This window comes from Streptomyces sp. NPDC004667, assembly GCF_040609475.1.
Classification (GTDB): Bacteria; Actinomycetota; Actinomycetes; order Streptomycetales; family Streptomycetaceae; genus Streptomyces.
The window spans coordinates 72,348-96,588 of record NZ_JBEXKC010000016.1 but is presented as its reverse complement, the minus strand read 5'-3'; the positions used below and the strand labels follow the sequence as shown (position 1 = coordinate 96,588).

Annotated in this window: 19 protein-coding genes and 2 riboswitches; of the genes, 7 read left to right on the top strand and 12 right to left on the bottom strand. The window is 73.4% G+C overall.

The features are described from left to right. Nucleotides 1-34: 34 nt before the first annotated feature. Nucleotides 35-2,359 (bottom strand): 5-methyltetrahydropteroyltriglutamate--homocysteine S-methyltransferase, encoded by a 2,325-nt coding sequence (metE, locus tag ABZW32_RS12175; protein ID WP_356214519.1) that lies wholly within the window; start codon nt 2,357-2,359, stop codon nt 35-37. Between the two features lie 189 nt (nt 2,360-2,548). Then, nucleotides 2,549-2,704: riboswitch (cobalamin riboswitch) on the bottom strand. Between the two features lie 451 nt (nt 2,705-3,155). On the opposite strand from metE, the gene ABZW32_RS12170 reads away from it, so the two are divergent. Together ABZW32_RS12170 and ABZW32_RS12165 are read left to right on the top strand one after the other, a co-directional pair. Then, entirely contained in the window at nt 3,156-4,433 is a 1,278-nt protein-coding gene (locus ABZW32_RS12170) for a GAF domain-containing SpoIIE family protein phosphatase (protein ID WP_356214517.1), read from the top strand. Nucleotides 4,434-4,540: 107 nt separating this feature from the next. Next, a complete protein-coding gene (locus ABZW32_RS12165; RefSeq protein WP_356214515.1) occupies nt 4,541-5,581 on the top strand; it encodes an MASE1 domain-containing protein in 1,041 nt (346 codons plus the stop codon). Between the two features lie 130 nt (nt 5,582-5,711). Here the strand turns inward: ABZW32_RS12165 and ABZW32_RS12160 are convergent, their stop codons facing one another. The 8 genes from ABZW32_RS12160 to ABZW32_RS12125 all read right to left on the bottom strand — a co-directional run bounded on the left by ABZW32_RS12160 (nt 5,712) and on the right by ABZW32_RS12125 (nt 14,434). Then, a complete protein-coding gene (locus ABZW32_RS12160) occupies nt 5,712-6,551 on the bottom strand; it encodes a CbtA family protein (protein WP_356214513.1) in 840 nt (279 codons plus the stop codon). 14 nt (nt 6,552-6,565) lie between these two features. Continuing rightward, nucleotides 6,566-6,793, bottom strand: coding sequence for a CbtB-domain containing protein (locus ABZW32_RS12155; protein ID WP_356214511.1), 228 nt, complete (start codon nt 6,791-6,793; stop codon nt 6,566-6,568). A gap of 319 nt (nt 6,794-7,112) precedes the next feature. After that, entirely contained in the window at nt 7,113-7,886 is a 774-nt protein-coding gene (locus ABZW32_RS12150) for an enoyl-CoA hydratase (RefSeq protein WP_356214509.1), read from the bottom strand. After that, nucleotides 7,883-8,785, bottom strand: a complete 903-nt coding sequence (gene mmsB, locus ABZW32_RS12145) for a 3-hydroxyisobutyrate dehydrogenase (RefSeq protein ID WP_356214507.1) — start codon at nt 8,783-8,785, stop codon at nt 7,883-7,885. The genes ABZW32_RS12150 and mmsB overlap by 4 nt, the downstream gene beginning before the upstream one ends. Beyond that, complete coding sequence (locus ABZW32_RS12140; protein WP_356214505.1) at nt 8,782-9,870, bottom strand: enoyl-CoA hydratase/isomerase family protein; 1,089 nt, start codon at nt 9,868-9,870, stop codon at nt 8,782-8,784. The genes mmsB and ABZW32_RS12140 overlap by 4 nt, the downstream gene beginning before the upstream one ends. Beyond that, a complete protein-coding gene (locus ABZW32_RS12135; protein ID WP_356214503.1) occupies nt 9,867-11,021 on the bottom strand; it encodes an acyl-CoA dehydrogenase family protein in 1,155 nt (384 codons plus the stop codon). The genes ABZW32_RS12140 and ABZW32_RS12135 overlap by 4 nt, the downstream gene beginning before the upstream one ends. Next, the gene (locus tag ABZW32_RS12130; protein ID WP_356214502.1) at nt 11,018-12,517 is read right to left on the bottom strand and encodes a CoA-acylating methylmalonate-semialdehyde dehydrogenase; all 1,500 of its coding nucleotides are present in this window, start codon (nt 12,515-12,517) and stop codon (nt 11,018-11,020) included. Before ABZW32_RS12130 ends, ABZW32_RS12135 begins: the two co-directional genes overlap by 4 nt. Nucleotides 12,518-12,704: 187 nt before the next feature. Further along, nucleotides 12,705-12,890: riboswitch (cobalamin riboswitch) on the bottom strand. 41 nt (nt 12,891-12,931) lie between these two features. Continuing rightward, nucleotides 12,932-14,434 (bottom strand): short-chain fatty acyl-CoA regulator family protein, encoded by a 1,503-nt coding sequence (locus tag ABZW32_RS12125; protein WP_356214500.1) that lies wholly within the window; start codon nt 14,432-14,434, stop codon nt 12,932-12,934. 379 nt (nt 14,435-14,813) lie between these two features. Here ABZW32_RS12125 and aceA point away from each other — a divergent pair, with 379 nt between their 5' ends. The 3 genes from aceA (at nt 14,814) to ABZW32_RS12110 (ending at nt 18,656) form a co-directional block, all read left to right on the top strand. After that, nucleotides 14,814-16,100, top strand: coding sequence for an isocitrate lyase (aceA, locus tag ABZW32_RS12120; RefSeq protein ID WP_356214498.1), 1,287 nt, complete (start codon nt 14,814-14,816; stop codon nt 16,098-16,100). Nucleotides 16,101-16,194: 94 nt separating this feature from the next. Beyond that, complete coding sequence (gene aceB, locus ABZW32_RS12115; RefSeq protein ID WP_356214496.1) at nt 16,195-17,787, top strand: malate synthase A; 1,593 nt, start codon at nt 16,195-16,197, stop codon at nt 17,785-17,787. Then, a complete protein-coding gene (locus ABZW32_RS12110; protein ID WP_356214494.1) occupies nt 17,784-18,656 on the top strand; it encodes a 3-hydroxybutyryl-CoA dehydrogenase in 873 nt (290 codons plus the stop codon). Before aceB ends, ABZW32_RS12110 begins: the two co-directional genes overlap by 4 nt. 125 nt (nt 18,657-18,781) lie before the next feature. Here ABZW32_RS12110 and ABZW32_RS12105 read toward each other — a convergent pair whose 3' ends face one another. Then, nucleotides 18,782-19,477: a sigma-70 family RNA polymerase sigma factor gene (locus ABZW32_RS12105; RefSeq protein WP_356214492.1), complete on the bottom strand. Its 696-nt coding sequence runs from the start codon at nt 19,475-19,477 to the stop codon at nt 18,782-18,784. Between the two features lie 144 nt (nt 19,478-19,621). Beyond that, nucleotides 19,622-20,401, bottom strand: coding sequence for a hypothetical protein (locus ABZW32_RS12100; RefSeq protein ID WP_356214490.1), 780 nt, complete (start codon nt 20,399-20,401; stop codon nt 19,622-19,624). A gap of 338 nt (nt 20,402-20,739) precedes the next feature. Here ABZW32_RS12100 and ABZW32_RS12095 point away from each other — a divergent pair, with 338 nt between their 5' ends. Together ABZW32_RS12095 and ABZW32_RS12090 are read left to right on the top strand one after the other, a co-directional pair. Continuing rightward, entirely contained in the window at nt 20,740-21,870 is a 1,131-nt protein-coding gene (locus tag ABZW32_RS12095) for an MFS transporter (protein WP_356214591.1), read from the top strand. Beyond that, entirely contained in the window at nt 21,867-22,964 is a 1,098-nt protein-coding gene (locus tag ABZW32_RS12090; RefSeq protein WP_356214488.1) for a sugar ABC transporter permease, read from the top strand. Before ABZW32_RS12095 ends, ABZW32_RS12090 begins: the two co-directional genes overlap by 4 nt. Here the strand turns inward: ABZW32_RS12090 and ABZW32_RS12085 are convergent. After that, the gene (locus tag ABZW32_RS12085; RefSeq protein WP_356214486.1) at nt 22,951-24,159 is read right to left on the bottom strand and encodes an acyl-CoA dehydrogenase family protein; all 1,209 of its coding nucleotides are present in this window, start codon (nt 24,157-24,159) and stop codon (nt 22,951-22,953) included. The two genes, ABZW32_RS12090 and ABZW32_RS12085, sit on opposite strands and share 14 nt — an antisense overlap. Nucleotides 24,160-24,241: the final 82 nt, after the last annotated feature.

Sequence of the window (24,241 nt, the reverse complement as noted above, 5' to 3'; positions counted from 1 at the left end):
ACACCCGACGGGTGTCCGCCCCGGACCCACCGGATCAGGAGCCGTCGGTCGTGAGATTCGCTCGGACCTCACGCGCGGCCGCGACGAGGTTCTCCAGGGAGGCGCGGGTTTCGGGCCAGCCGCGGGTCTTCAGGCCGCAGTCGGGGTTGACCCAGAGCCGTTCGGCCGGGATGGCCGCGAGTCCCTTGCGGAGCAGCGCGGCCGCCTCCTCGGCGCCGGGAACGCGCGGGGAGTGGATGTCCCAGACGCCGGGACCGGCCTCGCGGGGGTAGCCGTGCGCGGCCAGCTCGTCGGCGACCTGCATGTGGGAACGGGCGGCCTCCAGGCTGATGACGTCGGCGTCGAGGTCGTCGATGGCCTGGACGATGTCGCCGAACTCCGCGTAGCACATGTGGGTGTGGATCTGGGTGTCCGGCCGGACACCGCTGGTGGTGAGCCGGAAGGACTCGGTGGCCCAGGCGAGGTACTCCGCGTGGTCGGCGGCCCGCAGCGGGAGGGTCTCGCGCAGGGCCGGCTCGTCGACCTGGATGACGGAGGTGCCGATGGCCTCCAGGTCGTTCACCTCGTCGCGCAGGGCGAGGGCCACCTGGCGGGCGGTGTCCCCGAGGGGCTGGTCGTCGCGTACGAAGGACCAGGCGAGCATGGTGACCGGGCCGGTCAGCATGCCCTTGACCGGCTTGGCCGTCCGCGACTGGGCGTACGAGGTCCAGCGCACGGTCATCGGCGCGGGGCGGGAGACGTCCCCGGCCAGGACCGGCGGGCGGACGTAGCGGGTGCCGTAGGACTGCACCCAGCCGTGCCGGGTGGCGACGTAGCCGGTGAGCTGCTCGGCGAAGTACTGCACCATGTCGTTTCGTTCGGGTTCGCCGTGCACCAGGACGTCGATCCCGGCCGCCTCCTGGAAGGAGAGGACCCGGCGGATCTCGTCCTTGATCCGCTCCTCGTAGCCGGCCGTGTCGATCCGGCCGGCCCGCAGGTCGGCGCGGGCGAGGCGCAGCTCGTCGGTCTGCGGGAACGAGCCGATGGTGGTCGTCGGCAGGAGCGGCAGGCCCAGGTGGGCGCGCTGGGCGGCGGTGCGCTGCGCGTAGGGCTGTGCCCGGCGCGCGTCGGCGTCGCCGATGGCGGCGGTCCGGGCCCGGACGGAGGGGTCGTGGGTGAGGGCGGAGGCCGCGCGGGAAGCCAGGTCGGCCCGGTTCGCGGCGAGTTCGGCGGCGATCGTGTCGGTGCCCTGGGCGAGGCCGCGGGCGAGGGTGGTGATCTCGGCGGTCTTCTGCCGGGCGAAGGCGAGCCAGCGCCGGATCTGTGGGTCGATGTCACGCTCGGCCGAGGCGTCCAGCGGGACGTGCAGCAGCGAGCAGGAGGCGGCGACGTCGACCCGGCCGGCGAGGCCCAGCAGGGTCCCGAGGGTGGCCAGGGACTTCCGGTAGTCGTTGATCCAGATGTTGCGGCCGTTGACCACCCCCGCCACGAGCCGCTTGCCGGGCAGTCCGCCGACGGCCGCGAGGTCGGCGAGGTTCGCGGCGCCGGCGTCGGTGAAGTCCAGCGCGAGGCCCTCGACGGGGGCGGCGGCGAGCACCTGGAGGGCGCCGCCGAGCCGGCCGAAGTACGAGGCGACCAGCAGCTTCGGGCGGTCGATGGCCGCCCCCAGCTCGCGGTAGGCGCGGGCGGCGGCGTTCAGGTCGGCCGGGGTGCGGTCCTGGACCAGGGCCGGTTCGTCCAGCTGGACCCACTCGGCGCCGGCGGCGCGCAGATCGGCGAGGACCCGGGCGTAGACGGGCAGCAGCCGGTCGAGCAGGGTGATCGGCCGGAAGTCGGCGGCCACGCCCGGGGCGGGCTTGGCCAGCAGGAGGTAGGTGACGGGGCCGACGAGGACGGGGCGGGCCGTGTGTCCGAGCGTGAGGGCCTCCTTCAGCTCGGCGACCTGCTTCGTGGAGTCGGCGGTGAAGTCGGTGTCGGGGCCGAGCTCGGGGACCAGGTAGTGGTAGTTCGTGTCGAACCACTTGGTCATTTCGAGCGGGGCGACGTCCCGGGTGCCGCGGGCCATCGCGAAGAGGCCGTCGAGGGCGTCGGCGGCGACCGCCGTCCGGTGCCGCCCGGGGACGGCGCCGACCATCACACTGGTGTCCAGGACGTGGTCGTAGTACGAGAAATCGCCGGTCGGCACCTCGTGGATGCCTGCCTCGGTCAGCTGCCGCCAGTTCGTGCGGCGGAGGTCGGCCGCGGTCTGCCGGAGGGCGTCGGCGGTGACGCGGCCCTTCCAGTAGCCCTCGACGGCCTTCTTCAGTTCGCGGTTCTGACCCTGACGGGGGTAGCCGTACACGGTGGCTCGTGCTGCCGCTGCCGCGTGCTTCGCTGTCACGGAACTCTCCTTCGCGAGATGTGTCCAGAACATCCCGGAGACGGGACGCGGACGCGAAGGGACGACAGAACGCGCGGTACGCGTTGCGGGAAGAGAACACCGCACGCGCCGCTCGCCGTGTACGCCGACCCGCCCACGAGGTCACCGGGACATCCGCCCGCGGAATACGTCCGCGTGCGGGCAACGGGCAGGTCTTCGGACTCGCGGGCACGCCTGCCGGTCTCCCGGCGGGCACCTACTGGCCGTCGCTTCCCAGGACCGTTGTCCGGTCCCAGTGCGTATGACGGCGGTCGTTCCCGCTCACCGCTGCGGGGCAGTCCCGGATTCCCACCGGGTTCCCTCTTACGACGCATCCCGCCTGGCGGACGGGGCGAACCAGCTGCACCGGCCACCCTAGGACGGAAGATCGCCCAGCGGCGAGTCCCGTCCATCATCCGGATGGTGAAACGAGACACGGCGGGGCGCGAGCACGCCGATCGCGTGCGACATGCCGCCTTCGGCGCAATACCCGGTGCCGCGCCGTCGGCGGGCCATCCTGTGGGCCGTTGCACGGTCGTGTCAGGAGTCCGTGGGTGTACCGATCGCTTGAGCGGCGTGATGACCGGATCCGGCGCGAGCACCGGGCGGGCACCGGGGACGCGGGAAGAGCACCGGCTCGCGCGCATGCCGCCGCGGTGGCGTCCGGCGCCCGGTGCGGTGGGCGGGAGCAGACGTCCGTGTCCCGGTCCACCGGGCGATCGTGATGGCGGGCGGCAGGGAGTGGGAGCGGGCCGGGCGACCGCCCAAATCCGACCCGTTGCTGCGTCTGGAAGCCGAGCTGGGCCGGATCGAAGAGCGGCTGCAGGCCCTGGCCGCGGCGCGGGCCCGGATCGAGGGCCTGCTGGGCGCGGTGGTGGCCATCACCCGGGAGGTGGAGCTGCCGGCGGTGCTGAACCGCATCGTGACCACCGCCATGGAGCTGGTCGGCGCCCGCTTCGGGGCACTGGGCGTACTGGACGAATCAGGCGAGCGGCTGGCGCGGTTCATCGCAGTCGGCCTCTCCGAGGAGGAACGGGCGGTCCTGGCCGACGTCGGGTTCCCCCGTGGCCTGGGCGTACTCGGATACCTGATCCGCCACCCCGAGCCGCTGCGGGTGGACGACATCTCCGCCCATCCGTCCTCGGTCGGGTTCCCGCCCGGCCACCCACGGATGAGCACGCTCCTCGGCGTCGCCATCAGCGTCCGCGGCGAGACCTACGGAGACCTCTACCTGTCCGAGCGCAGTGACGGGCGGGCCTTCGACGCCCACGACGAGAACATGGTCGTCGCCCTCGCCGGCGCCGCCGGCATCGCGATCGACAACGTCCGCCTCCTCGAACGGGTCCGGGCCTCTTCCGAACAGTTCCAGCGGCTCCTGCTGCCCACGCTGCCCGACCTGGGACCCTTCACCGCCGCCGCCATCTACCGGCCCGCCGCCGAGCCCAACCCCCTCGGCGGGGACTGGTACGACGCCATCCCCCTGCCCGACGGCGCCGTGGCGCTCGTCATCGGCGACGTGGTCGGCCACGATCTGCACGCGGCCGCGGTCATGGCCTCCACCCGCAACATGCTGCGCTCCCTGCTGTTCGAACTGGGCGGTCCGCCCAGCGCGGTCCTCACCCAGCTCGACCGGACCCTGCAGGCCATCACCGACAACCCGGTCACCACCACCGGCCTGGCGCGCATCGAACCCGCGGGGGGCGGCTGGAGGATGCTCTGGAGCACCGCGGGCCATGTCCCCCCGCTGCTGATCACTCCCGGAGCCCGGCCCCGCTACCTCTTCGGCGAACCCGGACTGCCACTGAACGTCGACAGCGAGCAGCGGCGCCCGGACCACACCCACCCGCTGCCCCCCGGCACCACGGTGGTCCTGTTCACCGACGGCCTCGTCGAACACCCCGGCCGCCCCATCGACGAGAGCCTGGACGCACTGGCCGAGCTCGCCGCCGCGCACGCCTCCCTGCCCCTGCAGGACTTCGTACGGGCGCTGGCCGACGGGCATCCCAGTGACGGGCACGACGACATGGCCGTACTCGCCCTGCGCATCCCGGGCTGAAGCCGCCGGCGGGCATCGGGGACGCGTGCGGGTGGCCGCGTGGCGGAGCCCGCAGGGGTGCAAGATGGACAGATCAGCGAGGGACGAGAGCAGGGACAGAACTCCCGATGACCGACGCGTGGCGCCACAGGCTTCGGAGCGCCGGCGCGACGGCCCTGCAGAGCGGAGCCGTCGCCGCGCTGTACTACGCCGGGGGCGAGCTCGGGCTGCTCCAGCAGCTCGTGCGCGGTCAGGTGTCACCGCTGTGGCCCCCCACCGGGATCGCCCTGGCCGGTCTGCTCCTGCTCGGCCCCCGGATCTGGCCGGGTATCGCGCTCGGAGCGTTCCTGGTCAACCTCTCACCCGGGCCGTCGCTCACCGTCATCCTGGCCATCACGGCGGGTAACACCCTCGGATCCCTGTCCTCCTACGCGCTCCTTCGCCTCGTCGGCTTCCGCACCCGGATGAACCGATTGCGGGACGCGCTCGCCCTGGTCTTCCTCGGCGCGTTCGCCGGCATGCTCATCAGCGCGACCGTGGGGATCGGTACCCTGCACCTGGCCGGCGCACTGCCCATGGGCGGGTTCTGGCCCTCGTGGTGGGTCTGGTGGACCGGCGACGCGATGGGCGTCCTGCTGGTCACGCCGGTCCTGCTCGTCCTCAGCTCCGCGCGCCGGCCGAAGGGCGTGGCGCCGTCGCGGTGGGCGGAAGCCCTGCTGCTCGTGGCCGCCACGATCGCCGTCGGCGTCCTCGAAGCCTCTCCCGCACCTCTGCTCTTCCTCGCCTTCCCCCTGCTGACCTGGGCGGCCTTCCGCTTCCAGCTGGCCGGAGCCGCACCGTGCGCGCTGGCCGCGTCCACCTTCGCGATCTACGCCGCCACGCACCGGACCGGCCCCTTCGCGGGCCAGACCCTCCTCACCTCCATGGTCTCGCTGCAGGCGTTCAACGGCGCCGCCGCGCTGACCGCGCTGCTGCTCTCGGCGGTCGTCACCGAGCGGAACCAGACCCTGGAAAGGGTCGAACGGGCTTGCGGCCGGCTGGCCGAGATGGTCGCGAGGACCGCGCCGGACACCGACAGCCTGCCGACGGTCGCTCGCGAGCGTGGGCACGAGTACGGGTACGAGAACGACGACGAGGGAGAGGGCGACGGCGACGGCGGACGACGGTGACGCCCGCCGCACGTACTGGACGTACCGCTCGACACCGCGGAGCCGCGAGACGCCGAGCCGGAAGACCCGGAGCCCTGCCGCCCCGGACTTCCGGGGCGGCAGGGCTCTGGGGGTGGGTGCGGTACGCCGGTCAGCCGAGGGCCGACGCCGACTGCGGCGCCGCCGCCGCACCGGCGGGATCCGTGCGGTGGGCCAGGAGTCGCTGGGCGAGGACGCCGAAGACGATCCCGAACACCACCCACATCACGACCTGGACGGTCACCGACGCGACCCGGAAGTCCCACAGCAGGGCCGCGGGGAACTCCGGCTTCACGGCGTCCGTGTTGTCGGGGAGGACCAGGAAGGCCAGCGCGGTGGCGACGACGAAGCCCGCCCCGGCGGTCAGGGTGGCGTTCCAGTTGCCCAGGCGCGGCGCCAGGCGCCGTCCCGCGATGATCGCGCCGACGCCGAGCAGGACGCTGAGCAGGATCATCAGGAAGAACAGCGTGGTGCGCTGTCCGATGGTGTCCGGGTTGCCGACGGCCGGCGGGCTGGCCGGGTACTTCAGGAACGGCACCAGGTAGACCAGTGCGAACGCGCCCGCCGCGGTGAGGGCGGCGGTGGCCCGGGGGCTGAACCCGCCGACGCGGCCCAGGACGAAGGAGAACGCGAGGGAGGCGATGCCGCCCAGCGCGACCCCGTAGACCAGGACGCCGGTGGCGAGGCCGAAGGTGGACTGGACGGGCCGGCTGACGAGCTCTTCCTCCTCCTCGGCGGCGGGGGCCGCCTCGGCTCCGCCGTGACCGGCGTGGCCGGCGGCGTGGCCGGCCGCCGGAGCGGCTTCCTTGGCGGCCGAGGCCTCTTCGACGGCGATGGACCCCCGGACGGAGGGCTCACCGACCACGTAGGCGACGGCGAAGGCGAACAGACCGGCGATCAGGCCCGCGAGCATGCCGCGGACCAGCAGACCTCTGACAGTGGAGGCATACATGGTGCGTGTGCCTCTCAGTGGCAGGGGAAGCCGAGCAGGTGTCGGCCGTCGTGCACCCACTCGTGCACGCCCGCGCCGGAGAACACGGCGGTGGCGCCCTGCTCCGCGCCGACGAAGTACAGGGCCACGAGCATCAGGAGACCGACGAAGAGCGCCCAGGGCAGGACCGCGCGCACGGGCAGCGGAGCAGAGGGCGAGAGAGCGGGGGTGGGCATGGCAGCGGAAGCGACGGCCTGGGCCATGGTGGAACCTCCTCGGGGAACTACGCGTCCCATGTGGTGGTGCGGAACGACGGTCCGAGGGTCTGACTTGCCGCGGCCGACACCCCCGGGGGAGCGCGGACGCAGCACACAGTGGCGCGACCATGCCGGATTCACACCGGACTTCCGTCTCGCCGTCGTCGCTATGTGCAGATGTCGGCGTGACGCTACCGCCTGCGGCCGGTCCGGCCAAGCGGATGAGTTCCTGATCACAGCGGAGCCCCGCGCGCGGGACGGCGCGGCGGCCCCATCCGCCGTCCGGGGGAGGGCCGTCGGGCCGTCCCCGGACGGCGGATCGCGCTCAGCCGTGGGTGAAGTGCGGCGGGCGCTTGTCCACGAAGGCGGACATGCCCTCCTTCTGGTCGGCGGTGGCGAACACCGCGTGGAAGAGGCGGCGTTCGAAGCGGACGCCTTCGGCGAGGGTGGTCTCGAAGGCGCGGTTCACGGCCTCCTTGGCCATCATCGCGACCGGCTTGGACATCTCGGCGACGGTCGTGGCCACGGCCAGGGCCTCGTCGAGCAGTTCCCCGGCGGGGACGACCCGGGAGACCAGCCCGGCGCGTTCGGCCTCTTCGGCGCCCATGGTGCGCCCGGTCAGGCACAGTTCCATCGCCTTGGCCTTGCCGACGGCCCGGGTGAGGCGCTGGGAGCCGCCGATTCCGGGGATGACGCCCAGCCTGATCTCGGGCTGCCCGAACTTCGCGGTGTCGGCGGCGAGGAGGATGTCGCAGAGCATGGCCAGTTCGCAGCCCCCGCCCAGGGCGTATCCGGCGACCGCGGCGAGGGTGGGGGTGCGGACCTCGCCGAGCCGGTCCCAGGCCGTGAACCAGTCCGTGAGGTACATCTCCACGTAGCTCCGCGGGCGCATCTCCTTGATGTCGGCGCCCGCGGCGAAGGCCTTGGCGGAGCCGGTGAGGACGATGCAGCCGATGTCCGGGTCCCGGTCCAGTTCCTCCACGGCGGCCACGACCTCCGTCATCACCTGGAGGTTGAGCGCGTTGAGGGCCTCGGGCCGGTCGAGGGTGAGGACGGCGACGCGGCCCTTGCGTTCCAACAGGATGGTCTCGTAGGTCATGCGGGGGTTCCGTTCTGGGGTCGCAGGGAGCGGACGATGGCCGAGAAGTCCAGGCTGGCCCCGTCGCCCTCGGCGAACGCGGCGTACATTTCGGCGGCCTTGAGGCCCAGCGGCGCGTCCACTCCGCCGGCCCGCAGGGCGTTCGCGGCGAGCCCGAGGTCCTTGGCCATGAGGGGTGCGGCGAAGCCGGGGCGGTAGTCGCGGTTGGCCGGGCTGGTGGGCACCGGGCCGGGGACGGGGCAGTTGACGGTGAGGGCCCAGCACTGGCCGGAGGCGGTGGAGGAGACGTCGTAGAGGGCCTGGTGGTCCAGGCCGAGGCTCTCCGCGAGGACGAAGGCCTCGCTGACCCCGATCATGGAGATCGCGAGGATCATGTTGTTGCAGATCTTCGCGGCCTGCCCGGCGCCGGGCCCGCCGCAGTGCACGGCCTTCTTGCCCATGGCGTCGAGCAGCGGCCCGGCGGCGGCGAACTCCCGTGCTCCACCGCCCGCCATGAAGGTGAGCGTGGCCGCCTCGGCACCCACGACCCCGCCGGACACCGGGGCGTCCAGCGCCCGGTGACCGGCCGCGACGACGGCCTCGTGCGCGGCGCGGGCGTCGGCGACGTCGATGGTGGAGCAGTCGACGAACAGGGTGCCGGGCCGGGCGGCGGCGAGCAGGCCCTGTTCCCGGTAGAGGGAGAGGACATGACGCCCGGCGGGGAGCATGGTGATCACCACGTCGGCCGCGGCGGCGGCCTCCGCGGCGGTGGGCGCCGGCTCGACGCCGGTGGCGGCAGCGGTGGCCAGCAGCTCCGGTACGAGGTCGAAGCCGAGGACGCGGTGGCCGGCCCCGACGAGGTTGGCGGCCATCGGGCCGCCCATGTGTCCGAGCCCGATGAATGCGACGGTACTGCTCACCAGACGACCTCCTGCGCAGAAGCGGTCGCGACGAGCCCGAGCCCGTTCGCGTCGAGCGGGGCGAAGTACCGGTCCACGTCCGCCGGGGTGACGTCCTCCAGCGTGGCCGGGGACCAGCGCGGGTTCCGGTCCTTGTCGATGACCTGAGCGCGGATCCCCTCCACCAGATCGGGCGAGGACAGGGCCGCGCAGGAGATGCGGTACTCCTGCTCCAGCACCCGCTCCAGCGGGCCGAGCCGGCGGGCCCCGCGCAGCGCGGCCAGAGTGACCTTGACCGCCGTCGGCGACTTGGACAGCAGGGTGTCCGCCGCGTCCTTCGCGGCGGACGGGCCCGAGGCCAGGAGCCGGGCCACGATCTCCTCGGCGGTGTCGGCGGCATAGCAGTGGTCGATCCACTCGCCGCGCGCGGGGACGAGGGTCCCGGCGGGAGGCTCTTGCACGTGCCGCTGCAGCACTTCGTGTACGGAGTCCACGGCCAGCTCCCGGGACAGCGCGGGCAGCGCCCGTGCCGGGACGAAGTGGTCGGCGAGCCCGCACAGCAGCGCGTCCGCGGCGCCGACCGGGGCTCCGGTGAGTGCCAGGTGGGTGCCGAGCTCTCCCGGAGCCAGCGCGAGGAGGTAGGTCCCGCCGACGTCGGGGACGAAACCGATGCCGGTCTCGGGCATGGCGATCTTGGAGCGTTCGGTGACGATCCGGACGCTGCCGTGGGCGGAGATGCCGACTCCGCCGCCCATGACGATGCCGTCCATGAGGGCGACGTAGGGCTTCGGGTAGCGGGCGATCAGCGCGTTGAGGCGGTACTCGTCCCGCCAGAAGTCCGCCGAGGCGGTGCCGCCGGCGCGGGCGTCCTCGTGGATCGCCCGGATGTCACCGCCCGCGCACAGGCCCCGGCCGCCTGCGCCGTCGATGACCACCACTTCGACGCCGGGGTCCTCGGCCCAGGCGGTGAGGGCCTGCTCGATGCGGAGCACCATGGGGTGGCTGAGGGCGTTGAGTGCCTTGGGGCGGTTGAGGGTGATGTACGCGGCGTGGCCCTCGGTGCGCAGGAGGACGTGGTCGCGGTCTTCAGGGGCTTCGTGGCTCATCGCAGGGTCTCCGTGAGTCCGCGCGCGACGATGACGCGCATGACCTCGTTCGTGCCTTCCAGGATCTGGTGGACCCGCAGGTCGCGGACGATCTTCTCGATGCCGTACTCGCTGAGGTACCCGTATCCGCCGTGCAGCTGGAGGGCCGCGTCGGCCACCGCGTACCCGGTGTCGGTGGCGAACCGCTTGGCCATCGCGCACAGGCGCGGGGCCAGAGGGTCGCCGCTGTCCAGGGACTCGGCGGCCTGCCGCACCAGCGCCCGGGCGGCGGCGAGTTCGGTGGCCATGTCGGCCAGCCGGAACTGGAGCGCCTGAGCGTCCAGGAGTCGGCTGCCGAAGGCCTCGCGGTCGGCCAGGTAGGACAGCGAGCGGTCGAGGGCGCTCTGCGCCCCGCCGAGGGAACAGGCGGCGATGCCGAGCCGGCCGCCGTTGAGGCCGTTCATGGCGATGCGGAAGCCATCGCCTTCCGCGCCGAGCCGCCGGTCGGCAGGAATGCGAACACCGTCGAGGACCACCTGACGGGTCGGCTGGGCGTTCCAGCCCATCTTGCGCTCGTTGGGACCGAAGGAGACTCCCGGGTCCTCGCGCTCGACGACGAAGGCGGAGATCCCGCCCGGTCCGGGTTCGCCGGTCCGGGCCATGACCACGTAGACGTCCGAGGCGCCGGCACCGGAGATGAACTGCTTGACCCCGGTGAGCACGTAGTGGTCGCCGTGGCGTTCGGCGCGGGTGCGCAGCGCGGCGGCGTCCGAGCCCGCGCCCGGTTCGGTCAGGCAGTAGCTGCCCAGGGTCGCCGCGGAGCAGAGGCCGGGCAGCCGGCGGGTGCGCTGGGCGTCGTCTCCGTAGCGGTCGATCATCCAGGCGACCATGTTGTGGATGGAGAGGTAGCCCGCGATGGACGGACAGCCGGTCGCGAGGGTCTCGAAGACGAGGACGCCGTCGCTGCGGGAGAGGCCGGAGCCGCCGTGTTGCTCGCTTACGTACACGCCGGCGAGGCCGAGTGCGGCCGCCCGGCGGATGACGTCGACGGGGAAGTGCTTGTCCTGGTCCCAGGCCACGGCATGGGGGGCCAGCTGCTCCTGCGCGAAGTCGAGGGTGACCTCGGTCAGCGCGAGCTGGTCCTCGGTGAGGGTGGTGGTCACGGCGGTCACCCCATCGTGGGGATGGTGAAGCTCGCGCCTTCCTTGACCCCGGAGGGCCAGCGCGAGGTGACGGTCTTGGTACGGGTGTGGAAGCGGATCGAGTCCGGGCCGTGCTGGTTGAGGTCGCCGAAGCCGGAGCGCTTCCAGCCGCCGAAGGTGTGGTAGGCCACGGGCACCGGGATGGGGACGTTGACGCCGACCATGCCGGTGTTGACCCGCCGGGTGAACTCGCGGGCGGTGTCCCCGTCCCGGGTGAAGATCGCCACGCCGTTGCCGTACGGGTGCTCGCTCGGCAGGCGCAGTGCCTCCTCGAAGTCGGCGGCGCGGACCACCGTCAGGACGGGGCCGAAGATCTCCTCGCGGTAGACGCGCATCTGCGGGGAGACGCGGTCGAAGAGGGTGGCTCCGGCGAAGAAGCCGTTCTCGTGGCCGGGGAGGGTGAAGTCACGCCCGTCGACGACCAGTTCGGCCCCTTCGTTGACGCCGATGTCGACGTAGCGGCGGACCCGGTCGAGGGCGTCCTGGCTGACCAGAGGACCGAAGTCCGCGTCCGGGTCGTCGGAGCGCCCGATCTTCAAGGTGGCGATGCGGTCCTTGAGTGCGGCCACCAGGCGGTCCGCCGTCTCCTCGCCCACGGGCACGGCCACGGAGATCGCCATGCAGCGCTCGCCCGCCGAGCCGTAGCCCGCGCCGATCAGGGCGTCCACGGCCTGGTCGAGGTCCGCGTCGGGCATCACGATCATGTGGTTCTTGGCCCCGCCGAAGCACTGGGCGCGCTTGCCGTGCGCGGCGGCCGTGGCGTAGATGTGCGCGGCGATCGGCGTGGAGCCGACGAAGCCGAGCGCCTGGACGCGGGGGTCTTCCAGGAGGGTGTCGACGGCCTCCTTACCGCCGTTGACGACGTTCAGCACGCCCGGCGGCAGCCCCGCCTCCAGGAACAGCTCCGCCAGGCGCAGCGGTACGGACGGATCGCGCTCGGAGGGCTTGAGGATGAACGCGTTTCCGCAGGCCAGGGCCGGTGCGGCCTGCCAGAGCGGAATCATGGCGGGGAAGTTGAACGGGGTGATGCCCGCGACGACGCCGAGGGGGCTGCGCAGGGAGTGCACGTCGATGCCGGTGCCGGCGTTGTCGGTGAACTCGCCCTTGAGGAGGTGGGGGATCCCGGCGGCGAACTCGACCACTTCCAGGCCGCGTTGGAGGTCGCCGTGGGCGTCGGCGACGGTCTTGCCGTGCTCGGCGGACAACAGCCGTGCCAGATCGTCCCGTTCGCCCTCGACCAGCTGGAGGAAGCGCAGCAGGACGCGGGCGCGCCGCTGGGGGTTCCACTGACCCCAGGCGGCCTGCGCCTGCTCGGCGTCGGCGACGGCGGCCTCGGTGTCGGCGCGCCCGGCCAGCGGGACCCGGGCCTGGACGGCGCCGGTGTTGGGGTCGTACACGTCGGCGAAGAGCCCGGAGGTGCCGGTGGTGTGCTTTCCGCCGATGAAATGGGTGAGTTCGCGGACCATGGGTGCCTGCTCTCGTCAGGTGAGATCCGAGGGATGGCAGGGCCGACTCGCGGGCGGGCCCGATGGGGCACGCCGCGGGGAGGGCCGTGGGACTACGAGCGCGCCAGATCGGTGTGCGCGCGCTCCGCCGGATCACCAGGGTCGTGGGTACAAACCGGTGCCATGCGTGTCTGCTCCATCCTCGTGGACAACACGGAACATCCGCGGCCGGTATCCTGACTCCCGGATCCCCGCGCGCCGCCCGCCTTCCCGACAGACCTCGTCAGTGGCGTGTGGATGGCAGCACACTCCCCGGTCACAGTGGCGGGACCGTGCCGGATTCACACCGGCTTCCCTGCACCGCGGACCTTGTGCCACGAACATATAGTTGGACGTCCTAGTAAGTCCAGACCCACCGCTCGGGCGGCCCTGGAGTCACGCGCGGTCGCGGGCCACGGGGTACGGGACGAAGGTGCTGCTGTTCTCGTCGACCGCGAGCGTGCGGCCCAGGGGCGGGACGGCGCGCTGCGGGCAGTCGAGACGTTCGCACAGCCTGCAGCCCATGCCGATGGGAGTGGCGGCCGAGGCGTTGTCCAGGTCGAGGCCGTCGGAGTACACGAGCCGCGACGCGTGGCGGATCTCGCAGCCGAGGCCGATGGCGAAGGTCTTGCCGGGTTCGCCCCAGCCGCCGCGGTGGCGGGTGACGGCGCGCGCGGTCCACAGGTGGCGCTGCCCGTCGGGCATGGCGGCGATCTGTACGTGGATGCGGCCGGGGGCGGCGAAGGCCTCGTAGACGTTCCACAGCGGGCAGGTGCCGCCGGCCCGGGAGAAGTGGAACCCGGTGGCGGACTGCCGCTTGGACATGTTTCCGGCCCGGTCCACGCGGACGAAGGAGAACGGCACCCCGCGCAACCTGGCGCGCTGCAGGGTGCTCAGGCGGTGGCAGACGGTCTCGTAACCGATGCCGAAGTGGTCGGTGAGGCGTTCGATGTCGTAGCGGAATTCCTCGGCGGCGGTGTGGAAGGCGCGGTACGGGAGGACCAGGGCGGCCGCGAAGTAGTTGGCGATGCCGATCCGGGCCAGGGCGTGGGCGGGGGAGCCGGGCTCGAAGTCCTCGGCGGCCAGCCGGTCCAGCTCGTCGCCGTACTCCAGCAGGGCGAGCTGCGTGGCCATCCGGAACGCCTGCTGGCCGGGCCGGAGCCGGCCGGACAGGTGCAGGACGCGCGTGCGGGCGTCGAAGCGGTGGAGTCGGTCCGCGTCGGGGGCGGGGCGGGCCCCGTGCCGGTCGGCGTCGGGGGCGGGGCGGATCCCGTGCCGGTCGGCGTCGGGGGCGGGGCGGATCCCGTGCCGGTCCGCGTCGGGGGCGAGGCGGATCCCGTGCCGGTCGCCGAGGCGGTTCGAAAGCGCCCGGACGACCTCGCCGGTGCGGATGCCGACCTCCCGGGCCAGGTCCTCGGCGGCGAGGTCGGTGTCGTGCAGGTAGTTCCGGCGCCGGTAGAAGAACTCGCGGATCTCCTCGTGGGGTGAGCGCGGAGCGGCCGGGTCGCCGCCGCGTCCGTCCGCGGTGTCCGCGAGCCGCTCGGTCAGCAGCTGGGCGCGTCGGCCGAGGTCCAGCAGGACGGAGGCGACGGCGGGCATCCGGGTGGCGAGTTCGGCCAGGTCGGAGGGGGAGACGCGGGCCTCGGCGACCTCGCCCGCCAGGGCCTCGCGCAGATCGGCGACGAGGCGGCCCGTGTCGCGTTCCGAGAAGAAGCCGGGGTCCACGCCGAAGGCCTCGGTGAGCCGCAGCAGGACGGGCACGGTGAGCGGCCGGGAGTCGTGCTCCATCTGGTTCAGATAGCTCGGCGAGATGGCCAGTACCCGCGCCAGGTCCGCCTGGCTCATCCGGCGCTCCTCGCGCAGCCGCCGCAACCGCGCTCCCGCGTACGTCTTGCCCACCCCTGACCCCCCTCGGCCTCGTTCCGGGTTCAGCGTACGCACGGATCCGCCGTTGCAGACCCTTCGCAACCTTGGCAAAACCGCCGCCGAAGATTCGCAGAAATTGGCAGCCGTCCCTGATTGATGGCACTGCGTGCCGCTGTCAGAGTCTGTCCTGCGGCCGCCGGACCCCGGCAGCCGAGGCGGACACTCCGGGCCCGACTCGCGCCCTGACGTCGGAAATCCCGGCCGTCCGGACTCGGTTGACCTGCGGCATTGCTCAGATCCGCCCTCCGGGTCCGGCGGCCACGACCTCAGATCACGGCACAGAGTGCCAACAACCTGTCGCGAAGGACGGGCGCGTTGGCAGGCGAAGCGACACAGGGAGACGGTGACGGTCATGGCAGACACGAACACGACGACGGCGGCCGAGCGGCTGGAGCAGCGGTGGGCCACGGACCCGCGGTGGGCGGGCATCGAGCGCACGTACTCGGCGCGGGACGTGGTCCGGTTGTCCGGGAGCGTCCGCGAGGAGCACACCCTGGCACGACGCGGCGCCGAACGGCTCTGGCGCCAGCTGCACGAACTCGACTACGTCCACGCGCTCGGCGCCCTGACCGGCGGCCAGGCGGTCCAGCAGGTGCGGGCCGGCCTGCAGGCGATCTACCTGTCCGGATGGCAGGTGGCGGCCGATGCCAACCAGGCCGGGCACACCTACCCCGACCAGTCCCTGTACCCGGTCAACTCCGTTCCCCAGGTGGTGCGCCGGATCAACAACGCGCTGCTGCGCGCCGACCAGATCGCCACGGCCGAGGACGCCGGCGACACCACCGACTGGCTGGCCCCGATCGTCGCCGACGCCGAGGCCGGATTCGGCGGCCCGCTCAACGCCTTCGAGCTGACCAAGGCGATGATCGCGGCGGGCGCGGCGGGCATCCACTACGAGGACCAGCTGGCCTCGGAGAAGAAGTGCGGCCACCTCGGCGGCAAGGTCCTCGTCCCGACCGCGCAGCACGTCCGCACCCTGAACGCGGCCCGCCTGGCGGCCGACATCGCCGACACCCCGACCCTGATCATCGCCCGTACGGACGCCCTGGCCGCGACCCTGCTGACCAGCGACGTCGACGAGCGGGACGCGGAGTTCTGCACGGGTGAGCGCACCGCCGAGGGCTTCTACCACGTCCGCAACGGCATGGCCCCGGTCATCGCCCGCGGTCTCGCCTACGCCCCGTACGCCGACCTCATCTGGGTCGAGACCGGCACCCCCGACCTCGCCCAGGCCCGCGAGTTCGCCGAGGCGATCCACGCCCGGTACCCGGACCGGATGCTGGCCTACAACTGCTCGCCCTCCTTCAACTGGAAGGCCGCCCTGGACGACGACCAGATCGCCAAGTTCCAGCGCGAACTCGGCGCCATGGGCTACAGGTTCCAGTTCATCACCCTCGCCGGCTTCCACTCCCTCAACCACGGGATGTTCGACCTCGCCCGCGGCTACGCCGAGCACGGCATGACGGCCTACGTCGACCTCCAGGAGCGCGAGTTCGCCGCCCAGGAGCACGGCTTCACCGCCGTCAGGCACCAGCGCGAGGTCGGCACCGGCTACTTCGACCTGGTCTCCACCGCGGTCAACCCCGCGTCCTCCACCACCGCACTCACCGGCTCCACCGAGGAGGAGCAGTTCCACTGAGCCCGTCGGGCCCGGCCTCGTACGCGTCCCGGCCGCACGGGGCCGGGCGGTTCCTCCCCGCCCCCGTCTCCTCTCACAGCCCAGGAGTACCCCGATGACCATCAGTGCCCCTGCCCGCGCCGTGCGCGTCCTCGCGGCCCCGGGCGACCGCCACGACGAGATCCTCACCCCCGAGGCCCTGGACTTCCTGGCCGCGCTCGCCGGGGCCTTCGGCGACCGCCGCCAGGAGCTGCTCAAGGAGCGCCGCCGCCAGGCCGTCCGGCTGGCCTCCGGATCCCCGCTCGACTTCCCCGTGGCCACCTCGGCCGTCCGCGCCGACCGGACCTGGCGGGTCGCCCCGCCCGCTCCCGGTCTGGAGGACCGCCGGGTGGAGATCACCGGGCCGCCCGAGCGGCGCATGGCCGTCAACGCCCTCAACTCCGGTGCACAGGTGTGGATGGCGGACTTCGAGGACGCCACCTCGCCCACCTGGGACAACATCATCGGCGGCCAGCTCAGCCTCCTCGACGCCTGTCTGGGCCGGATCGATTTCACCACCCCCGAGGGCCGGGAGTACCGTCTCGGCGAGCGCCTGCCCACCCTCGTGGTGCGGCCCCGCGGCTGGCACCTGACGGAAGAGCACCTGGAGTTCGACGGCCGGCCCGTGCCCGCCCCGCTGGTCGACTTCGGCCTGTACTTCTTCCACTGCGCGCAGCACCGGATCGACGCCGGACACGGCCCGTACTTCTACCTCCCCAAGCTGGAGAACCGCTACGAGGCGCGGCTCTGGAACGACATCTTCGACTTCGCCCAGGACCTGCTCGGCATCCCCCACGGCACCGTCCGGGCCACCGTCCTCATCGAGACGGTCACGGCCGCGTTCGAGATGGAGGAGATCCTCTACGAGCTCCGCGCCCACAGCGCCGGTCTGAACGCGGGCCGCTGGGACTACCTGTTCAGCCTGATCAAGACCTTCGGGCACCGCACCGACTTCCAACTCCCCGACCGCGCCCGGGTCACCATGACCGCACCCTTCATGCGGGCCTACACCGAACTGCTCGTCCGCACCTGTCACCGGCGCGGCGCCCACGCCATCGGCGGCATGGCCGCCCACGTGCCCGGCAAGGACCCCGGGGCCGAGGCATCGGCCCTCGCGAAGGTGCGCCTCGACAAGGAGCGCGAGGCCGAGGACGGCTTCGACGGCTCCTGGGTCGCGCACCCCGCCCTGGTGCCCGTCTGCCGCGAGGTCTTCGACGGGGTCCTGGGCGGGCGCCCGCACCAGCTCGACCGCACCCGCGAGGACGTACGGGTGGAGGCCGCGGACCTGCTCTCCGTCCGGCGGATCAGCGGCCCGCCCACCGAACGGGGCGTGCGCACCAACATCGCGGTCGCACTGCGGTACTTCGACGCGTGGCTGCGCGGCCAGGGCGCGGTGGCCCTCGACGGGCTGATGGAGGACGCGGCCACCGCCGAGATCGCCCGGGTCCAGATCTGGCAGTGGCTGCGCCACGGGGTCCTGGAGCGCGGCGCGGTGCTGCGGGTGCTCGACGAGGAGCTCGCCGACCTCGGCGCCGCACACCCCTGGGCCGCCCTCGACGAGGTACGGGAGCTGTTCGAGCGGACCGCGCTCGCCACCGAACTCCCGCTCTTCTTCACCCCCGACGCCTACACCCGTCACCTCGTGCGCATCCCGGAGGCACGGTCATGAGCGCCGCCCTCCGCAGGGTCGGGATCGTCGGCGGCGGCCGGATGGGCGCCGGGATCGCCGAGGTGTGCGCCCGCGCCGGTCTGGACACGGTCGTCGGCGAAGCCGACGCCACCGCCGCCCTTGCGGCCCGTGAACGGGTCGCCGTCTCCCTCGAACGCGCCGTCCAGCGGGGCAAGCTCGACCGGATCTCCGCCGAGGACGCCCTCACCCGCCTCGTGTTCACTGCCGGACTCGACGACCTGGCCGACCGGCAGCTGGTCATCGAGGCCGTCACCGAGAACACCGACGTCAAGACCGAGACCTTCGCGGCCCTCGACAAGATCCTCGTCGATCCCGGGGCGATCCTCGCCACCAACACCTCCTCCCTCCCGGTCATGCGCCTGGGGATGGCCACCGGCCGTGCCGACCGGATGGTGGGACTGCACTTCTTCAACCCGGTGCCCGTCCTGCCCCTGGTGGAGGTGGTCCCCTCGCTGCACACCTCCCGGGAGACGGTGGAGACGGTGGAGGGCTTCGCCCGGGACGTCCTGGGCAAGACGGTGATCCGCTCGCAGGACCGGGCAGGCTTCGTCGTCAACGCGCTCCTCGTCCCGTACCTGCTCTCCGCCGTCCGGATGGCCGAGTCCGGGTTCGCCACCGCGGCCGACATCGACGCCGGCATGGAGCTCGGCTGCGCCCACCCCATGGGCCCGCTGCGGCTGGCCGACCTCATCGGCCTCGACACGGTCGCCGCCATCGCAGGGTCGCTCTACGACGAGTTCAAGGAACCCCTCTACGCCCCGCCGCCGCTGCTGATGCGGATGGTGCAGGCAGGGCTGCTGGGCCGCAAGACGGGCCGGGGGTTCCACACGTACGACCGGGACCGATGAGGGAACCGGTGCTGCCGCCGGGCTGAGGGGCCCGGCAGCGGGTGGTGGAAGGGGGTGCGGTGGAGTGGTGTCCGCCGCACCCCCTTTCGCGTCGCCCGGGAGCCCCCGCGCGAACGCCCCGGCGATCAGACCAGCGATGCCAGGGCCACGGACGGGGCGGACGCCGCGGTGCCCCGGTCTTCGTACGGAGTGAGGCCGGCCGTGGTGGCCGCGGGCGGTTCGGCGTCCGTCAGCAGGGCGATGAGCATCGTGCGCGCGCGGGCCACGCGGGAGCGGACCGTACCGATGGGGCACCCGACGGCGAGCGCGGCCTCGGCGTACGGCAGGCCGAGCAGCTGGGTGAGGACGAAGGCCTCGCGGCGCTCGGCCGGGATCGCGCCCAGGAGCTCCGCGAGGGCGACGCCGACCTCGAAACCGGGAAGGCCGTGGGGCTGGCTCTGTTCGGCGGCGGTCTGCCAGTCGTCGCGGTCCGACAGCCGGGGCCGGGCGGCGGCGTGACGCACGCTGTCGACGACGGTGCGCCGGGCGATGGACAGCAGCCAGGTGCGGGCGGAGGAGCGGCCCTCGAACCGGGGGAGCGCGGCGAGCGCCCGCAGGAACACCTCCTGGGTGAGGTCTTCGGCCGCCTGGGGATCCGCGCTGAGGTACGCCACGTACCGCCATACATCACGGTGCAGGGCCCGGACGAACCGGTCGGCCTTCGCGGGGTCGCCGTCGCGCGCGGCCAGCGCCAGGCGGGTCACCGCCGCATCGGAGTCCGGCGTGTGCCGGGCCGGCCTTTCGCGGACGGGACGGGGCAGGGTGGGCAGGGCAGGAGTCATCGCCACAGGTCCTTAAGGGCAAGGTGTCCGGCGCCGCGCACGGCGGAGCCGGTGAAGGGGTACGGCCGGCCGGAGGGCACGGCCGATGCCCGAGGGGCGACGGACGGGAGAAGAGCCGTCAGCGCACGCTCGGGGAACCGGCTGTCACAGGACAGCGGTTCCCGTCGGCGGACCCCGTGAGGTGATGGCGTGGACGAGGAACAGCCGCGGGAGCGCGCGGCGGCGCCGTACCCGGCGCACGCGGACGCGCGGCCGGACCGGGGCCGGGGCGAGGCCGATGAGCAGGCGCAGCGGCGTCCGGAGCCGGCCCGCGACGGCGCGCAGGACGCGGAAGGCGCCCTTCTCCCCGTGGGCCAGCCACAGGCCGCAGAGCAGCGCGGCCAGCAGGTGGGCGGCGAGCATTCCGGCCGGTGACATGCCGGCCATGTCGTGACCACCCGCCGGCCCGAAGGCGCCGGTGGCCCCGGACACCACGCCGGCCATGCCCGCCATGTCGTGCATACCGGCCATGTCGTGCATACCGTGGGCGGCGGCGCCCCGGAGGACGCTGCCCGGTGGCGGCTGCGACACCAGAGAGCCGAGTCCCGCGTCGCTCACGACCTTGAAGGCGTCCCGGGCGGACAGGCCCGACGCCGCGCCTTCCCCGCACATCAGGTACGCGGCCCATTGGCGGGCGAACGAGGTGCCGGACGGCAGGGAAGGGTGCAGGACCGACTGGGCCAGGGAGAAGCCCGAGTGGAGCGTGGCCTGGACGGCCACCGTCGCCGCGATGACGGCGAGCGGCCCCCGTTCACGGCCCGCGAGGGACCAGGCCGCCGCCGCCGTGCCCACGAACGCGGCGGACATCGCCCACCAGGGCACGGCCATACCGGACATGAGCACGTGGCCGACGGTCGCGAGCAGCACGCAGACGGCTGCGAACATCGCAGCCCGTCCCGCTCGGAAACAGTGACCTGGCGTCATGGCGGGTTCATCCTCGCACCGGCCTTCCGGGCTCCGCAGGGGGGTGCGCACTTCCTGACAAGTTCTCGACCACACCTGTGCCGGGCCCCGAACTCCCCCCGCCCGGTGTGGCCCAGGGCACACGAGGGAGCGGGAACCGTGGTGCCGGTCCGTCCGACTGCCTTCCCGGTCGGTCATGAGGTTCAACATCCGGGACGGGGATTTCTGTGGCGGCAGAGGGGACGACGGCAGCCACTGCACGGGCGCCGGGCACACGGGACGGGCGGGCCCGTCGCCTGACCGCGCTGCTCACCTGCGCCATGGCGTTCTCGATGCTGCAACTGTTCCTGCTCGGTGCGCTGGGACCCCGCCTGGTCGATGAACTGGGCATCTCCCCGGCGGTGTTGGGGCTGACGACCACGGTCGGATTCGGGACGGCCGCCGCGTTGTCCCCGGCCGGCGGCCGGATGGTGGACCGGGTCGGGCCCCGGCGCTCGCTCGTGCTCCTGCTCTTCGTCTCCGCGGTGGCCCTCGCCCTGATCGGCGCCGCCCCCGGCGCGGGGCTGCTGCTGGGCGCGGTCGCGCTGGGCGCGATACCGCAGGCCCTGGCCAACCCCGCGACCAACAAGGCGATCCTGGCCGCCGTCCCGCCGGACCGACGGGGGGCGGTGACCGGCCTCAAGCAGTCCGGCGTACAGCTGGGCGCGTTCGCCGCCGGGCTGCCGCTCGCCGCCCTCGCGGGCGGACTCGGCTGGCGGGGCGCGGTGTGGACCGCCTCCGGGGCGGCACTCCTCGCCGGGGCGTGGGCCCTGCGCGCGCTGCCCGCCGACCCGCCCGTGCGATCGGCCCCGCCCGTTCGCACGTCGTACGCACCGAGGGGGACGGTGGCCTGGCTCGCGGGATTCTCGCTGTTCCTGGGTGCCGGGATCGCCTCCGTCAACACCTATCTCGCCCTGTACGGGGCGCGCGCCCTGGGGATGGGCCCCACCCTCGCCGGCGGTCTGGTCGCCGCCCTCGGCGTCGCGGGCGTCCTCGGCCGGATCGGGTGGTCGAAGGCCGCCCGCCCGGGCCGGGCCGAGTGGCTGCCGGGCCTGCTGGCCTGCGGGGCCGTCGGCGCCGCGGCGCTCCTGGCCGGCGCGTCGCTCGTACCTCCGCTGGTATGGGCCGGCGCCGTCGCCGTCGGAGTGTTCGCGGTCTCCGGCAACGCCGTCTCGATGGTGCTGGTCATGCAGCGCGCCGCCGCGGGCCGGGCAGGACAGGACTCGGCGCTCGTCGCGGCCGGTTTCTTCGCCGGATTCGCGGTGGGCCCGCCGCTGTTCGGCCTGCTCGCGCAGAGCGGGCGGTACGGGGCCGGCTGGCTGCTGGTCGCGGTGGAGTTCGCGGCGGCGGGAGCGGTCGCGTTCCTGTGGGTCGTACGGGACCGGCGCGCGCGGTCGGGGAGGACGGCATGATCCCCGGGGACCGGGCCGGACGGGCGCTCGCAGCCGTCATCGACCGGGTGACGGTGACAGAGGCCGAGGTCGGCGCCCGCTTTCCGCTGTACGCGGACCCGGTCGACGGGCGGTGGAGGACGACCGGCCGAGGCTCCTGGACGGGCGGCTTCTGGGCCGGACTGCTGTGGCTGCGGGCCCGGTACACCGGGGACGCGGCACACCGGCGGGCCGCAGCGGACTGCACCGCCCGACTCGCGCCGTGGGCGGAATCCGACACCGCCACCCGGGGACTGATCTTCTGGTACGCGACGGCACCGGCCTTCGACGCACCCGGAGCCGTCGCACTGCGGGCGAAGGCGGCCCGGGCCTGTCTGGACTCCTACGACCCCGAGGCGGGCATCGTGCCCTGGGGCGCGGCCCTCGGCGGCCCCCGCCTCCTGGCCCGCGCGGACGCCGTACCGGGGCTGGTGCCCCTCCTGGCCGCGGCCGGACCCGAGGGGGTCGTCGTGGCCGCGGCCCACCTCCACCGGCACCTCGATCTCGCCCTCGGCCCGCAGGGCGCGGGAAGCGGCGACCACCGGCCGCGGCCCGCCTGGGAGTTCGACCCGGCGACTGGGTGGTCCCCCTGCGCGGATCCGGCACCGGGATGGAGCCGCGGAGAGGCGTGGCTGCTCCTGGCCGTGGCCGACGCACTCCTGCACCCGGACCCCGCCGGCCGGCGGACGGAGCGGCTCGCCCTCGCCGCCGAACAGCTGCTGGTGCGGACGCGGGCGCTGACCGGGCGGCTCGTCCCGCCCAACGAGGCGTCCCGGCCGCGGGGGCCCGTCGACACCTCGGCCGCGGCGATCACCGCCGTCGCGCTGCTCAAACTGTCGCGCGCGAGGGCCCCCCGGGCCCGGGCGTGTGAGCGCCGGGCCGTGGCGATCCTGGACAGACTGGCCGGGGCCCACCTCAGCGAACCGGGTTCGGGCCGTCCCCCGGGGATGTTGCTGGACGGCTGCTACGACGCCGCCAAGGGGCTGGCGGTGCGCCACGAAGTCATCTGGGGAGACTTCTTCCTGGCCCTCGGACTGGCCGCCCTGGCAGACCTCGTCGACATCACCCGCGTGTAGCTGCGCCCCGGCCGTAGCCGCGCAGCACGCGGCGGGCCACCGAGGTGATGTGCAGCTCGTCCGGGCCGTCGAGGATGCGGGCCGCGCGACCGCCGCGGAACAGGGACGGCAACGCCGTGTCCGGGCCGAGCCCGGCGGCGCCGTGGACCTGGATGGCGCTGTCGGTGACCTGCTGGAGCATCCGGGCGGCGGCGACCTTGGCCAGACCCACCTCGATGCGGGCGTCCTGCCCGGCCGCGATCAGCGCCACCGCCTCGTGGACCAGGGGCCGGGTGGTGCGCAGCGCGAGGAGGGCGTCGAAGACGTGCTGCTGGACCAGCTGGTGGTCGGCGAGCGGCCCGCGCGATCCGTGGCGGGTGGCGGCGCGTTCGGCCATGAGGTCGAAGGCGCGCCGGGCCTGGCCGAGCCAGCGCAGGCAGCGCAGCGTGCGGCCGAGTGCGAGCCGTTCGCCCGCGATGGCCAGGGCGTCGCCACCCGCGCCGAGGAGGTGGTCGGCGGGTACGCGGACCCGGTCGAGCTCGATCTCGTACTGGCCCGCCGCCCCCAGTACGGGCAGTTCGCGCACGACGCGGAAGCCGGGTGAGCCGGTCGGCACGAGCAGCAGGGAGAGGCCCTCCCGGTCGCCGGCCGCCCCGCCCGTGCGCGCCATGACGGTGACGAGATCGGCGCCGGCCGCGCCGGAGGTGAACCACTTGCGGCCGCTGATGCTCCAACTGCCGTCCGCCCGGGCCTCGGCACGCGTCCCGGTGCGGAGCGGGTCGGTGCCCGGTACGTCCGGTTCGGTCATGGCGTAGCAGGTACGCAGCCCGCCCGCGACCAGCCGTTCCAGATACTCCTCGCGCACCCGGGCGCCGCCGTGACGGTTCAGCATGGTGACGTCGAGCAGCGGGGCGGAGCCCAGTGCGGCGGGACCGTGATCGCTCGCGCCCTCGACCTCGGCCAGCGCCGCGTACCGGCGGAACGTCAGGCCGCCGCCGCCCAGTTCCGCCGGGAGAGGCAGGGCCCACAGCCCGGCGGCACGCGCCTCGGCCCGCAACTGCGCCAGGGCGACGGCCGCTTCCTCTCCGCCCGCGTCCAGCACCGGCTCGGACGGGATCACCCGCGTACGGACGAACCGGTCGACCCTGTCCCTCAACTCGGCCACCTCCGGGTCGAGTTGCACCGGTCCGTCACAGGCCGCGCCCGAATCCGTCATCGCATTCCTCCTCGTTCCCGGGAACCCGTGGGAACTGCTGTCCGACTCCCTGTCCGAGGAACTGGTCGGGTGCGCACCCTCC

What these genes read in the sequence shown, in the direction of transcription:
- ABZW32_RS12165 (WP_356214515.1), top strand. Translation starts at nt 4,541, where the DNA reads ATGACCGACGCGTGGCGCCACAGGCTTCGGAGCGCCGGCGCGACGGCC.
- ABZW32_RS12160 (WP_356214513.1), bottom strand. Translation starts at nt 6,551, where the DNA reads ATGTATGCCTCCACTGTCAGAGGTCTGCTGGTCCGCGGCATGCTCGCG.
- ABZW32_RS12155 (WP_356214511.1), bottom strand. Translation starts at nt 6,793, where the DNA reads ATGGCCCAGGCCGTCGCTTCCGCTGCCATGCCCACCCCCGCTCTCTCG.
- ABZW32_RS12150 (WP_356214509.1), bottom strand. Translation starts at nt 7,886, where the DNA reads ATGACCTACGAGACCATCCTGTTGGAACGCAAGGGCCGCGTCGCCGTC.
- ABZW32_RS12140 (WP_356214505.1), bottom strand. Translation starts at nt 9,870, where the DNA reads ATGAGCCACGAAGCCCCTGAAGACCGCGACCACGTCCTCCTGCGCACC.
- ABZW32_RS12130 (WP_356214502.1), bottom strand. Translation starts at nt 12,517, where the DNA reads ATGGTCCGCGAACTCACCCATTTCATCGGCGGAAAGCACACCACCGGC.
- aceA (WP_356214498.1), top strand. Translation starts at nt 14,814, where the DNA reads ATGGCAGACACGAACACGACGACGGCGGCCGAGCGGCTGGAGCAGCGG.
- aceB (WP_356214496.1), top strand. Translation starts at nt 16,195, where the DNA reads ATGACCATCAGTGCCCCTGCCCGCGCCGTGCGCGTCCTCGCGGCCCCG.
- ABZW32_RS12110 (WP_356214494.1), top strand. Translation starts at nt 17,784, where the DNA reads ATGAGCGCCGCCCTCCGCAGGGTCGGGATCGTCGGCGGCGGCCGGATG.
- ABZW32_RS12105 (WP_356214492.1), bottom strand. Translation starts at nt 19,477, where the DNA reads ATGACTCCTGCCCTGCCCACCCTGCCCCGTCCCGTCCGCGAAAGGCCG.
- ABZW32_RS12100 (WP_356214490.1), bottom strand. Translation starts at nt 20,401, where the DNA reads ATGTTCGCAGCCGTCTGCGTGCTGCTCGCGACCGTCGGCCACGTGCTC.
- ABZW32_RS12095 (WP_356214591.1), top strand. Translation starts at nt 20,740, where the DNA reads ATGGCGTTCTCGATGCTGCAACTGTTCCTGCTCGGTGCGCTGGGACCC.
- ABZW32_RS12090 (WP_356214488.1), top strand. Translation starts at nt 21,867, where the DNA reads ATGATCCCCGGGGACCGGGCCGGACGGGCGCTCGCAGCCGTCATCGAC.
- ABZW32_RS12085 (WP_356214486.1), bottom strand. Translation starts at nt 24,159, where the DNA reads ATGACGGATTCGGGCGCGGCCTGTGACGGACCGGTGCAACTCGACCCG.